At 36.0% G+C, this 13,754-nt stretch carries 10 protein-coding genes; 9 read left to right on the forward strand and 1 reads right to left on the reverse strand.

Translation table 11 applies throughout. The features are described 5' to 3' along the window. Positions 1–42: 42 nt before the first annotated feature. From CD30_RS10240 to CD30_RS10280, 9 genes are all read left to right on the forward strand, one after another. A complete protein-coding gene (locus CD30_RS10240; RefSeq protein ID WP_036176275.1) occupies positions 43–1,887 on the forward strand; it encodes a bifunctional homocysteine S-methyltransferase/methylenetetrahydrofolate reductase in 1,845 nt (614 codons plus the stop codon). After that, on the forward strand, positions 1,880–5,311 hold the full coding sequence (gene metH, locus CD30_RS10245) for a methionine synthase (RefSeq protein ID WP_036176277.1): 3,432 nt from the start codon (positions 1,880–1,882) through the stop codon (positions 5,309–5,311). The genes CD30_RS10240 and metH overlap by 8 nt, the downstream gene beginning before the upstream one ends. 342 nt (positions 5,312–5,653) lie before the next feature. Then, the gene (locus tag CD30_RS10250; protein ID WP_036176281.1) at positions 5,654–6,646 is read left to right on the forward strand and encodes an ABC transporter ATP-binding protein; all 993 of its coding nucleotides are present in this window, start codon (positions 5,654–5,656) and stop codon (positions 6,644–6,646) included. Next, positions 6,639–7,643: an ABC transporter ATP-binding protein gene (locus CD30_RS10255; protein WP_036176283.1), complete on the forward strand. Its 1,005-nt coding sequence runs from the start codon at positions 6,639–6,641 to the stop codon at positions 7,641–7,643. Before CD30_RS10250 ends, CD30_RS10255 begins: the two co-directional genes overlap by 8 nt. A gap of 76 nt (positions 7,644–7,719) precedes the next feature. Next, positions 7,720–8,856 carry a M20 family metallopeptidase gene (locus CD30_RS10260; protein WP_036176286.1) on the forward strand — a complete coding sequence of 379 codons (1,137 nt, stop codon included), beginning with the start codon at positions 7,720–7,722 and terminating at the stop codon, positions 8,854–8,856. 22 nt (positions 8,857–8,878) lie between these two features. Then, a complete protein-coding gene (locus CD30_RS10265) occupies positions 8,879–9,391 on the forward strand; it encodes a GNAT family N-acetyltransferase (protein WP_036176289.1) in 513 nt (170 codons plus the stop codon). Between the two features lie 333 nt (positions 9,392–9,724). Further along, positions 9,725–10,750 carry a Delta(5) desaturase DesA gene (gene desA, locus CD30_RS10270; protein WP_036176372.1) on the forward strand — a complete coding sequence of 342 codons (1,026 nt, stop codon included), beginning with the start codon at positions 9,725–9,727 and terminating at the stop codon, positions 10,748–10,750. A 148-nt stretch (positions 10,751–10,898) separates the two neighbouring features. Further along, a complete protein-coding gene (locus CD30_RS10275) occupies positions 10,899–12,026 on the forward strand; it encodes a sensor histidine kinase (RefSeq protein ID WP_084077799.1) in 1,128 nt (375 codons plus the stop codon). A gap of 1 nt (position 12,027) precedes the next feature. Continuing rightward, the gene (locus CD30_RS10280) at positions 12,028–12,639 is read left to right on the forward strand and encodes a response regulator transcription factor (protein WP_036176292.1); all 612 of its coding nucleotides are present in this window, start codon (positions 12,028–12,030) and stop codon (positions 12,637–12,639) included. Positions 12,640–12,715: 76 nt separating this feature from the next. Here CD30_RS10280 and CD30_RS10285 read toward each other — a convergent pair whose 3' ends face one another. Continuing rightward, positions 12,716–13,693, reverse strand: a complete 978-nt coding sequence (locus CD30_RS10285) for a proline dehydrogenase family protein (RefSeq protein WP_036176295.1) — start codon at positions 13,691–13,693, stop codon at positions 12,716–12,718. Positions 13,694–13,754: the final 61 nt, after the last annotated feature.

Genomic DNA, 13,754 nt, shown 5'->3' on the forward strand with positions numbered 1-13,754 from the left:
TAAGAAGGCTTTTATTTTTATATAAGGGGAAGGGATTGGAATATGGGATTACGTGAAGCGCTACAAACAAAAGTACTGACAGCAGATGGGGCAATGGGGACTCTTTTATATTCTTATGGACTGGATTATTGTCATGAAGAAATGAATCTTACTAGACCTGAGTTAATTGAAAAGATTCATAGTGAATATATAGCAGCGGGTGCAGATGTTATTCAGACAAATACTTATGGTGCAAATGCGATAAAGCTAGCGCGCTATGGATTAGAATCTCAAGTCAAAGAAATTAATGAAGCAGCGATAAAGATAGCGAAAAAAGCAGTTCAATCAGGTGATCAATTTATTATTGGATCAATTGGAGGAATTCTAGGTGTTCGTAAAAGTGATACAACGTTAAACGAAATCTTAACTACTGTCCGAGAACAAGCTGAAATACTAATAGATGGTCAAATTGATGGTATTTTACTTGAAACCTACTATGATTTTGAAGAGTTAACAGAAACACTTAAACTTCTTCGAACGATGACGGACATACCAATCATCGCGCAAGTATCAATGTCAGAGCCTGGAGTATTATTAAATGGAATTAAATTAAATGATGCACTTTTGGAACTTGAAAATATCGGTGCAGATATTGTAGGAGTAAATTGCCGACTGGGCCCTTATCATACAATACAAGCATTAGAAACAGTTGAATTACCAAAAAAGGCTTATTTGTCAGCATACCCAAATGCATCATTGTTAGATATTGAGGAGGGTCGCGTAATTTATGAATCTGAAGTAGATTATTTTGCACGAGCGGCACTTGAACTGCGCAACCAAGGTGTTCGATTAATCGGTGGGTGCTGTGGAACAACTCCAAAACATATTGAAGCGGTAAAAAAACAATTAAGTAATCTTAAACCAATCGAACAAAAACGAACGAAGCCCGAGAAAGAAGTACTTATTCGAGAGCCAGAGCCAAGAAATACAGAACCCCTTCATGAAAAAGTTAAACGAGAACGTTCTGTTATTATCGAGCTCGATACACCACGTCATTTAGAAGTGGATGCTTTTGTAGAAGGTGCGAAGGTTTTATACAAAGAAGGCGCGGATATTATTATGATGGCGGATAATTCATTAGCATCTCCAAGAGTAAGTAATATTGCAATGGGTGCAATTTTAAAGCAACACGGTATTCGTTCGATGCCACACATAACATGTCGCGACCGAAATTTAATCGGATTGCAATCGCATCTAATGGGCTTAAATGCATTAGAACTCCACGATATTTTAGCTGTTACAGGAGATCCAACGAAAGTAGGAGACTTCCCAGGTGCAACAAGTGTGTACGATGTTTCTTCAATGGAATTAATTACACTAATTAAGCAGCTAAATGAGGGGATTTCCTTTTCTGGTAAAGCTCTTCGTAAAAAAGCTAATTTTTCAGTGGCGGCAGCATTTAATCCGAATGTCCGTGTATTAGATAGAGCGGTAAGTAGATTAGAGAAAAAAATAGAGCATGGAGCAGATTATTTTATTTCCCAGCCGGTATATTCCAAGGAAAAAATAGTAGAAATCTATGAAGCGACGAGAGAATTGGAGGCACCTATTTATATAGGGATTATGCCGCTGACAAGCTTTAGAAGTGCGGAGTTTTTACATCATGAAGTACCAGGAATCAAGCTTTCTGATGAAGTGCTAGAAAGAATGAAAGCATGTGATGGCGATAAAGATCGCGAAGCAGAAGAAGGAATAGCAATAGCGAAAGAATTACTCGATACGGCGACACAATATTTTAATGGTATCTATTTAATCACACCATTTTTACGATACGATTTTACTTTACAATTGATGCAATATATTAAACAACTCGACGAAGAGACAAAAGGGGTAAAAGTAAATGGTTAACCATCTGATAGAAGAACAATTAAAAAAGCGCATATTAATTATCGATGGTGCAATGGGTACGATGTTGCAACGTGAGAATCTAACAGCGGAGGATTTCGGTGGAGAAGCACTAGAGGGGTGTAATGAAAATTTAGTCCTGACTCGACCAGATGTCTTAACAAATATCCATCGAGCGTATTTAGAATCAGGTGCGGACATTATTTGTACAAATACTTTTGGTGGAACTCCCCTCGTATTAAACGAATATGGATTAGGCTATAAAGCAGAGGAAATAAATAAACGAGCAGTTCAGTTAGCGAAGCAGGCAGTTCTGGAATTTTCCACTGATGAATGGCCTCGATTTGTAGCAGGCGCCATAGGTCCTACGACAAAGACTCTTTCTGTTACAGGGGGGATTTCCTTCGATGAGTTATTAGACAATTTTTATGTTCAAGCAAAGGCTTTAGTAGAAGCAGGAGCAGACCTTTTATTACTGGAAACAAGTCAAGATATGCTGAATGTCAAAGCGGCTACTCTAGGTGTGAAGCGTGCATTTGAGGAGACAGGAAAGACATTGCCAATCATGGTCTCTGCGACAATAGAACCAATGGGAACAACATTAGCTGGGCAAACAATCGAAGCCTTTTATATTTCGATAGAACATATTAAGCCCCTTTCCATTGGACTAAACTGTGCAACGGGTCCTGAATTTATGACAGATCATATCCGTTCATTATCAGAGCTAGCAACGAGTTATGTTAGCTGTTATCCGAATGCCGGATTACCAGATGAAGAAGGTTGTTATCATGAGACGCCTGATTCGTTATCAAAAAAATTGAGAGGGTTTGCTGAAAAAGGGTGGTTGAATATTGTCGGTGGCTGCTGTGGTACAACCCCTGATCATATACAAGCAATTCGTGAAGCAGTGAGTGGATATTCACCGCGAAAATTACAAAGCAAAACCCATGGACATGTTGTTTCTGGAATTGATCCACTTCAGTATGATGATTCAATGAGACCGTTATTTATTGGGGAACGTACGAATGTTATTGGTTCCCGGAAATTCAAACAATTAATCATTGATGGGAAATTTGAGGAAGCGGCTGAAATTGCTAGAGCACAAGTGAAAAATGGTGCACATGTAATTGATATTTGTCTTGCGAATCCTGATCGCGATGAGCTAGATGACATGAAAAACTTCATGCAAGAAGTGGTGAAAAAAGTAAAAGTACCATTAGTGATTGACTCGACAGATGAAAAAGTGATTGAGGAAGCATTGAAGTACTGCCAAGGGAAGGCCATTATCAACTCGATTAACTTAGAAGATGGAGAAGAACGATTTGATGCAGTAATGCCGATTGTGAAGAAATACGGTGCATCAGTTGTTGTAGGAACAATTGATGAACAAGGTATGGCTGTTACAAGAGACCGTAAATTAGAGGTAGCAGAACGTTCGTATCAGTTGTTAACAGAAAAGTGGGAACTAGCTCCTGAGGATATCATCTTTGACCCTCTTGTGTTCCCAGTTGGTACAGGCGACGAGCAATATATTGGAGCGGCTGAAGAGACAATCGAAGGAATTCGTATGATAAAGGAAAAATTACCGAACACGTTAACAGTATTAGGAGTAAGTAATGTTTCCTTTGGATTACCACCTGTTGGGCGTGAAATATTGAATGCAGTATTCTTATACCATTGCACACAAGCTGGATTAGATTATGCAATTGTCAATACAGAGAAATTAGAGCGATATGCATCTATTCCTGAAGAAGAAATCAAATTAGCAAACGACTTAATTTTTAATACAAATGATGAAACGCTAGCGATATTTACAGATTTTTATAGAGGTAAAAAGAAAGAACAAAAGGTTATAACACTCCCGGATACAGTTGAAGAACGTTTAGCCTATTACATCGTGGAAGGAACAAAGGAAGGGCTTATTCCAGATTTAGAAAAAGCGATGGATCTATTTGATACACCACTAGATATCATTAATGGCCCGTTAATGCAAGGCATGGCAGAGGTCGGTCGCCTCTTTAACGATAATCAGTTAATTGTTGCTGAAGTATTGCAAAGTGCAGGGGTTATGAAAGCAGCTGTAGCGCATTTAGAACAATATATGGAGAAATCCGAAGACAGTTCAGGGAAAGGGAAGGTCCTCCTTGCAACAGTAAAAGGCGATGTTCATGATATTGGAAAGAACCTTGTAGATATTATTTTAAGTAACAATGGCTTTAAGGTGGTTGATTTAGGCATTAAAGTAACACCATCTGAGCTGATAGAAGCAATCAGGAAAGAGAAGCCTGATATTGTAGGACTTTCAGGGCTACTAGTTAAATCTGCACAGCAAATGGTAACGACAGCACAGGATTTTAAGGATGCAGGTATAGAATTACCTATTTTAGTTGGTGGTGCAGCGTTATCAAAACGATTTACAGAAACAAAAATTGCTGCAGAATATAATGGACCGGTTGTCTATTCAAAGGATGCAATGCAAGGGTTAGACCATGCGAACCGTTTAATGAGCGAATCGGAACGTGAATTATTAATAAAAGAGCTTAGAGACTCACAAGAAAAAAGATTAATTGCTGATGCAAAGCGTGCTGAACGGCCTGAAAAAATAGTCACTGAAAAAATAGCTAGAACTGTTCAGGATGCACAGGTGTTCAAACCAAAAGATTTAGTTCAACATGTGACGAAAAACTATTCAGTTGCTCACCTTCATCCATATGTAAATATGAGAACATTAATTGGACATCACTTAGGGTATAAAGGGAATGTTGAAAAGGCATTAATCGAAAAAGAGGATCGAGCGCTTCAATTATATGATTTAGTTAATAGCTATTTAAATGCGGATTTATTAAAACCGTCTGGCATGTATCAATTTTTCCCAGCTCAAGCTGATGGAGATGACGTTGTTATTTATAGCCCAGAGGATTGCAAAACGGAAATAGAAAGATTCTGCTTCCCACGTCAAAAAAGTGCACCATTTTTATGTTTATCCGATTTCTTAAAACCAGTGGAGAGTGGGGAAATGGATTATGTTGCATTAATGGTCGTAACAGCAGGACATGGTGTTCGACAAGTAGCTGACGAATTAAAAGAACAAGGTAAGTTTTTAGAGAGCCATGCGTTACATGCGACAGCCTTAGAACTTGCAGAAGGCTTTGCAGAACGTTTACATCAAGAAATTCGTGATGCATGGGGGTTCCCAGATGCGGTAGACTTTACGATGCGTGATCGTTTTGCAGCGAAATATCAGGGTCAACGTTTTTCGTTTGGATATCCAGCTTGCCCGAATTTAGAGGATCAAGAAAAGTTATTTAAACTACTAAAACCCGAACAAATAGGAGTTCACTTAACTGATGGATTTATGATGGAACCTGAAGCAAGTGTGTCGGCAATTGTGTTCGCTCATCCGGATGCTCGATATTTCAATGTTTAAAAACAATAAATTAGAAAATACCGTTAGAGCTGATAACAAAGATTTTTAATTATAGGTAAATGAGACGTCTTTCTGGAATGAGGACGTCTCTTTTTTCATTGTCCAAAAATACTTGTTAATAAAATCACTTGTAAGAACATTATGTCATAATTGGTCTCTTCCTTATTTCCTTAGTACTGAAAAAGTGAATATGAACTAGAGTAAGATACCCATTTTCTTGTCGTTATTTGGTGTTTAAATCTATACATAAAATGAAAATTTACAAGAATATATTAAGTAAACATCATAGACGTTGAGAATTGAATACTTTTTCGCTATGCGAACTATTAAAGGAGGGAGCATATGAGTGTATTGGATGTAGTTTTAAAGGTAGACGAATTGCATACTTCTTTTAAAACAACCTCGGGATATGTTCCATCGGTAAACGGTGTATCCCTTCAGGTGAAAAAGGGTGAAACATTAGCTGTTGTAGGGGAATCGGGTTCCGGAAAAAGTGTCACCGCTCTTTCAATAATGGGATTAATCGAAAAAACAGGTGTAATCGAAAAGGGTAGCATCCAATTGGAGGATAAGGAATTAACCAAAATAAAAGAAAAAGAGTATCGAAAAATAAGAGGAAACGAGATTGCGATGATCTTCCAGGAGCCTCTTACTTCTCTTAATCCTTTATTTACAATTGGCAATCAAATCGGGGAATCTATCCGATTACATCAGGGGCTCGATAAAAATGAAACAAAACAAAAGGTGATTGAGTTATTAAATCATGTTGGTATTCCGAGAGCTGAAAAAATTTATTATAGCTATCCTCATACATTGAGCGGTGGTATGCGTCAGCGTGTCATGATTGCGATGGCTTTATCCTGTAAACCAAAATTGCTAATCGCAGATGAGCCAACTACAGCATTAGACGTTACGATTCAAGCTCAAATTTTAGAGCTAATGAAAAATCTGAAAAAAGAAAACCAGACTGCGATTTTGTTAATCACCCATGATTTAGGAGTTGTTGCTGAGATGGCTGATCATGTGGCGGTAATGTATGCAGGTCAAATCGTAGAATATACAAATGTATTCAGTTTATTTAAGAGTCCAAAACATCCATATACGAAAGGTTTACTGAATAGTACACCTAAACTATATGAAAAGCATGAGCAGCTAGAATCGATTAAAGGAACTGTACCATCGCCGACTGCCATGCCAAAGGGATGTAGATTTAATCCGCGTTGCCCATTTGCGATGGAGAAATGCTATGAAGAAAATCCACCGTTAATCCAATTTGAACCTCAGCATTTTACACGTTGTTGGTTAGTGGATGAAGGAGGCGAGCTAAATGAATGATCAAAACATTCTATTAGAAGTAAAAGGGCTTGCTAAATATTTTGAAACAAAAGAGGGATTTACTTCAAAAAAATATTTAAAAGCAGTAGATGACATTAGTTTTCAAGTTTATGAGGGAGAAACTCTTGGCATTGTTGGAGAGTCAGGCTGTGGGAAATCAACCACGGGGAACTTACTCATCCATTTGCTCGAAAAAACGAAGGGCACCATTATCTTTAATGGAAAAAATTTTGACGACCTAACAAAGGAAGAACTAAGAAATTTACGATCAGATATACAAATGGTATTTCAAGATCCGTTTTCTTCTCTAAATCCAAGAATGCGAGTGAAGGACATAATTGCAGAACCTATTCGAACGCATACGAAAAAATCAAAAAAAGAAATTAATCAAGAAGTGACTGAGTTAATGAAGGCGGTAGGATTAGACGTATCCTATCTTAATCGATATCCCCATGAGTTTAGTGGAGGGCAACGTCAAAGAATTGGAATTGCGAGAGCTATTGCATTAAGACCAAAACTAATTATTTGTGATGAACCGGTTTCTGCTTTAGATGTATCCATACAAGCGCAAATATTAAATTTATTAATCAGGCTTCAAAAGGATTATAACTTAACATTTATTTTTATTGCCCATGGTATACCAGCAGTAAAATATATTAGCGATCGGATTGCTGTCATGTATCTTGGGAAAATCGTTGAGATTACAACAAAAGATCAGCTGTTTGAAAAGCCGCTACACCCATATACGGTTAGCTTGGTTTCTGCTGTTCCACTACCTGATCCAACAGTACGTGATCAGCGAGAAAGAATGATATTAGAAGGTGATGTACCTTCGAATGTGGACATTCCTACTGGCTGTAGATTTCATACAAGATGTCCTTTTGCAACAGAGTTATGTAAAAAGGAAGAGCCTGAATTAGTAGAATTTGAAACAGGTCACGAGGTAGCGTGCTTTTATCCATTGGACGGAAGAAAGACAGAAATAGTTTTTCAGTGAGGGTTTTCATAATCCTCACTGATTCACATATGACTAATACTAACTAGATTAGCAAAAATGGAAAGGAAATGATGGATTGTTATCGTATTTAAAGTCTAAGGAACAAGAGATATTACTGATGCTTGAGCGGCTCGTAAATAAAGATTCCGGAAGCCATTATAAAAAAGGTGTAGATGCGGTTGGAAAATTAATTAGTAATGAGTATAAACAATTAAACTTTACCATCGATACAGTACATCAAACCGAGGTTGGGAATCATCTTTTCTTACGACATAAAGAAGCGAAAAATCCAAAAATTATTATTCTAGGTCACCTTGATACAGTATTTAAAGAGGGTACTGTGAAAGAACGTCCATTTATGATTCGCGGATCTAGAGCGTACGGTCCTGGAGTAATCGATATGAAAGGAAGTCACGTCACACTTCTATATGCATTAAAGGCGTTAATTAAAAATGGAGAAGAAGAAGCTGTAAAAAATGTACATCTTTTTTTCAATAGTGATGAAGAAATTGGTTCAACTACTTCTCATGTATTAATAGAAAATGTATCATTAGGTAAACAATATGCCCTTGTTATGGAACCGGCACGTCCCGATGGTTCATTAGTTAGTTCACGTAGAGGTGGAGGGCATTATATTTTAAAGGTTTATGGTAAAGCTTCTCATGCAGGAATTGCACCGGAAGAAGGAATCAGTGCGATTGAAGAATTATCTTATAAAGTTGTTAGACTTCAAAAACTCAATAAAGATTCTGAAGGAATCAATGTTAATGTTGGTATGATACGGGGTGGAGAATCAGCAAATGTAATCTGCCCATATGCTGAGGCGATAATCGATATAAGAATTGACAAGGCCGAACAAGGTATTTGGATAGATCAAGAAATTAGGAAAATCTGTTCCGTTCCTGACGTCCCCGGAGCCATTCTTGAATTAGAAGGTGGTATTCATCGTTCGCCAATGGTAAAAAACGAAGGAACCAATCGTCTTCTTGAAATAGTTCAAGAGGTTGGAGAAGAGATGGGTGTTGAACTAAAGGATGTATCTACAGGGGGAAATTCGGATGCTTCTTTTACTTCTAATGTGGGCGTACCAACATTAGATGGATTAGGTCCTGTAGGTGGCAATGCTCATAGTGATGAGGAATATTTAGAAATTCCGTCATTAGTAGAGCGTTCATTACTTTTAGCCAATATTATTAAAAAATTAAGCTATTAAATTCATATGAGGTGACTAGATAATGATTAGACCAATGACTTTAGAAGATTTAGAAGTAGTAAATGAAATTTATAACGACGCAATCTTAAACACGACAGCTCTTTATAAATATTCACCTGAAACAATCGAGCAAAGAATTGAATGGTTTAATGCAAAACAACAAAACAATGATCCAAGTTTTGTTTTTGAAGAGAATGGTGAAGTTGCGGGATTTGCAACCTATTCCCAATTCCGACCATACCCTGCTTACAAATATACAGTAGAGCATTCTGTATATGTACATAATAATCATCAAAGAAAAGGTATTGCCACAAAACTACTAAAACACCTAATTGCTGAAGCAGAGCAGCAACAAGTTAAAACGATAATAGCTTGTATTGACTCTAGCAATGAAGGTAGTATTATCGCACACGAAAAGCTTGGCTTTTATTATACTGGGAAAATCAATAACGCAGGTTACAAATTCGGTCGTTGGTTAGATATTGTATATTATCAGTTAGACTTAAAAGGACCAGACTTCCCAAATGAAAAGTAATATGTGAAATTGGCTCGTTCCATATTGTCTATAAAATAAATTATTCTGCTCTCCAACAACAGGAGAGCAGATTTTTTTAGGCGAAAATTCAAATTGCCTTATCAAATGACAAATGTCATATATGACAAACATCACGAATATTAAGAGAAACTTTTCTAAATAATACATTTAGGAAAGCGCGAAATGGTGAATTAAGGAGAGATGCATAAAGTTTTAACATTGTCTTATGACATTCGTAATCAATATATAATGATGTTTGCTTCTACTACATGCAAACATCTTACTTTACGATAAAATTAACAATCTAGTGTGAAAGAGGGAAATATATTGAAAATGTCTGACGCGGAAAAAACGAAACATCTACGTAAAGAAGTTGCACCTTTTGCAAAATCAGAACGAAATAAAAGTACACTTCAGATGATTAATACAATACTTCCACTTCTTGTCATTTGGGGATTAGGATATACTGTTGTACAGTTTTCTCCGTGGCTTGCGGTAGCGTGTAGCGTTTTAGCTTCAGCATTTGTAGTTAGAACCTTTATTATTTTTCATGATTGTACACATGGTTCCTTTTTTAAAAATAAGAAGGCGAATGATATCCTTGGAAATATAACGGGTATACTAACGTCTTTCCCATATTCAAAATGGAGACGTGAGCATTTAATTCATCATGCTTCTAGTGGTAATTTAGATAAACGTGGAATTGGTGATATTGATATGCTAACGGTCGATGAATATTTAGCAAAATCAAAATTTGGTAGACTTGCATATCGGATTTACAGAAATCCACTTGTTATGTTTGGATTAGGACCAATCTATTTAGTACTTGTGTTAAACCGTTTTAACAGTAAAAGTGCGAAAAAGAAAGAACGAATGAACACATATTTTAACAACATTATGGTTCTTCTTATTTGCACGGCACTCATATATTTCTTTGGATGGACTTCTTTTTTATTAGTTCATGGGGTTACGCTATTTATCGCTGGCTCTCTTGGGATTTGGTTGTTTTATATCCAACATACGTATGAAGATTCGTATTTTGAATATGATCCAGAGTGGGATTTTGTAAAAGCTGCTGTAGAAGGTAGTTCATTCTATAAATTGCCAAAGGTGTTGCAATGGGTAACAGGAAACATTGGTTATCATCACGTTCACCATTTAGCTCCAAGAGTTCCGAATTATAACCTTGAAGAGGCTCATAAATCAATTCCGCCGTTACAAAAAGCAACGACCATTACACTTCGAACAAGTCTAGAGTCTATTCGATATAAGCTTTATGATCCTAAACAAAAAAGATTCGTATCTTTTAAAGAAGTGGAAAAGAAAGTGCGTGTTAAAAATAAATCGATCCATGCCTAGTCTAGATTGTCTCAAGAGTATGTATATTACTTTTGAGACATTTTTCTTAGATTTAAAAATCAGAAAAAGGATGATTGAAATGGATAATGTGTCATGAAAATGAAGTACTGTTATAATAAAGGAAAACAACAAGTCTGTGAGGTTTAAAATGCATAGCTGGTACACGTTATTCCCTAAAAATCCTTGGGTAAGTATATATGTTTGGGTTATTTTTTGTATTATGCCTTTTTACTTTATCATTCGAACATATTCATATATTCAAATTTATATTGGTATTATTTTAATACTTATATATTTTTTATCTCATTGGTTCTCTTTTCATTCTAAAAATGGACTTGTCTATATGTGGATAAGCTTTGAGATGGTATTGAATGTTGTCATGACTTTAATGTTTGGTTATGCCTATTTGTCATTATTTACAGCATTTTTTATCGGTAATATTCGAAATGCAGTAGGATTTTATATAATGTATGGATTGCATATAGGTATTACCGTTTTAGCCATCGTAGCTGGGTACTTTTTTAGACTCCATCTATTCATATCCCAAACACCGTTTATTATTATTACTGTAATAGGTGTTGTTTTATTACCATTTACACTATATAGTCGCAACAAACGAGAAAATTTAGTTGGGGAACTTGAGGTGGCGAAGGAAAGAATTGCAGAGCTGATTATTTTTGAGGAACGTCAGCGTATTGCACGTGATTTACATGATACATTAGGGCAAAAATTATCCCTTATCGTTTTAAAAAGTGAATTAGCAAATAGATTAGTGAAGAAGAATGATGAACAGGCTATCACTGAGTTAAAAGATATACGTCAAACGGCAAGTATAGCGTTAAAAGAGGTGCGTGAACTTGTTTCAGATATGCGTGCAACTACTATCAGTCAAGAATTAGTTCGTATTGAACAAATACTAAAGGCTGCTGAAATTCGATATGAAATAAAAGGGGATATTCATAAATTAAAGATTCCTGTATTAATCGAAAACGTTTTAAGTATGTGTTTAAAAGAAGCGATAACAAATATTGTAAAGCATAGTGCTGCGAAAAGTTGTAAAATAATAGTAAAACAAAATCATAATGATATTTCCGTCACAATTATTGATGATGGAAAAGGTATGGATCTCTCGAATATTTTATATGGTAACGGCTTAAGAGGAATGGAAGAAAGACTCGAATTTATCAACGGTACGCTAACAATTGAAAGTGATAAAGGTACAAGACTTAACATAAGTGTTCCACTTGCCATTACACATCAAGAAGGAAGTGAATGATATGATTCGAATTGTAATTGCTGAGGACCAAGGAATGTTACTTGGGGCAATGAAATCGCTACTGAATATGGAAGATGATATGGAAGTAGTGGGACTTGCTAAAAATGGTGAAGAGGCTATTCAGCTTGTTGAACAATTACAGCCTGATGTTTGTATCATGGATATAGAAATGCCTGGAAAAACGGGGCTTGATGCTGCCGAATTTCTATTCGAACAACAGCATAACTGTAAAATCATCATATTGACGACTTTTGCTAGACCTGGCTATTTTGAAAGAGCGAGAAAAGCAGGTGTAAGAGGATATCTACTGAAGGACAGTCCTATAGAAGAGCTTGTTCAGTCTATACGTACAATTATGGATGGTAGAAGAATATTTGCTCCTGAACTAGTGGATTTTGTTTATGAAGATGAAAGTGAGAACCCGCTTACTGAAAGGGAAAGTCAAGTTTTGGAGCTAGTGGCTGAAGGGAAAACTACGAAAGAGATTGCCTCTGAACTTTATTTATCAACAGGTACCGTTCGTAATTATATTTCTACGATACTAGACAAACTTGGTGTAGGAAATCGGATCGAAGCAATATCAAGATTTAAAGAAAAAGGCTGGAACAAATAAAAGGAACACAATCAAAAAATGCTAACAATTATGCAATTTACATAATTGTTAGCATTTTTATTATTAGCTTTAAAGCTTATTTATTCTTTTTAGTTAAACGACCTAAGAAGAATGCAGCTGCAGCTACACCAAGAACTGTGTTTGTTTTCTTATTGAAAACTTGTTTTGTTACAAGGTTAATGTTTTGTGGACGTTCAGCAAGACGACGCATAAAGTAACCATACCAATCACTTCCGAATGGTACGTACGTACAGAAGTTATAACCTTCTTTAGCAAGATCTAATTGCATATCTTTACGGAATCCATAAAGCATTTGGAATTCAAATTTGTCTTTAGAGATGTTGTTATCTTTAACAAATTGTTTAACATGGTTAATTACGTTGTGGTCATGTGTTGCGATTGATGTGAATTTACCATGTAATAAATGATATTCGATGATTTCAATGAAGTTCAAGTCGATATCTTGTTTGTCTTGGTAAGCAACATCAGCAGGCTCTTTATAAGCGCCTTTAACAATACGTAAACGGAAGTTTTTATATTTTTCTACGTTTTCTTTAGCATTGAAGAAATAAGATTGAATAACACTTCCAACATTGTCATAAGTTTCTGAAATTTTCTCCATTAAATCAAATGTTGGTTGAAGGCGTGCATATGTTTCTTGGTCGAAGTTAACATGCATATTATATTCATGAGCTTTACCAACGATTTCCATTAAGTTTTCATAGCAGAAATCATAGTCTATATCTAAACCAAGTTGAGATGGTTTAACAGAAATATGTCCTTCTACACCATTTTCGTGAATTGCTTCGATTACTTCTAAAATTTGTTCTTTTGCTTTAATTGCTTCTGAACGTTCGTAAACGAATTCACCTAAGTTATCTACAGTACATGAAATGCCTTGTCTATTTAGTTCTTTCATGCTTTCGATAACTTCTGGAATGTTTGTTCCAGCAACAACACTTTGAGCACCTAATTTGAAGCCGTATCTTTGTGCGGCGCTATTTAGTAATTGGTTTTCGGATAATTTAATGAAAAAATCTCTTAATATTGGCATAATTTTTAGCTCCTTTTTTTAATAAAATTATAGCATAGTTCGTTAGAAAATAGTCGTAATT

This window comes from Ureibacillus massiliensis 4400831 = CIP 108448 = CCUG 49529, assembly GCF_000772965.1.
Taxonomy (GTDB): Bacteria; Bacillota; Bacilli; order Bacillales_A; family Planococcaceae; genus Ureibacillus; species Ureibacillus massiliensis.

Coding starts and splice junctions, on each gene's coding strand:
- CD30_RS10240 (WP_036176275.1), top strand. CDS start 43: ATGGGATTACGTGAAGCGCTACAAACAAAAGTACTGACAGCAGATGGG.
- metH (WP_036176277.1), top strand. CDS start 1,880: ATGGTTAACCATCTGATAGAAGAACAATTAAAAAAGCGCATATTAATT.
- CD30_RS10250 (WP_036176281.1), top strand. CDS start 5,654: ATGAGTGTATTGGATGTAGTTTTAAAGGTAGACGAATTGCATACTTCT.
- CD30_RS10255 (WP_036176283.1), top strand. CDS start 6,639: ATGAATGATCAAAACATTCTATTAGAAGTAAAAGGGCTTGCTAAATAT.
- CD30_RS10265 (WP_036176289.1), top strand. CDS start 8,879: ATGATTAGACCAATGACTTTAGAAGATTTAGAAGTAGTAAATGAAATT.
- desA (WP_036176372.1), top strand. CDS start 9,725: ATGTCTGACGCGGAAAAAACGAAACATCTACGTAAAGAAGTTGCACCT.
- CD30_RS10275 (WP_084077799.1), top strand. CDS start 10,899: ATGCATAGCTGGTACACGTTATTCCCTAAAAATCCTTGGGTAAGTATA.
- CD30_RS10280 (WP_036176292.1), top strand. CDS start 12,028: ATGATTCGAATTGTAATTGCTGAGGACCAAGGAATGTTACTTGGGGCA.
- CD30_RS10285 (WP_036176295.1), bottom strand. CDS start 13,693: ATGCCAATATTAAGAGATTTTTTCATTAAATTATCCGAAAACCAATTA.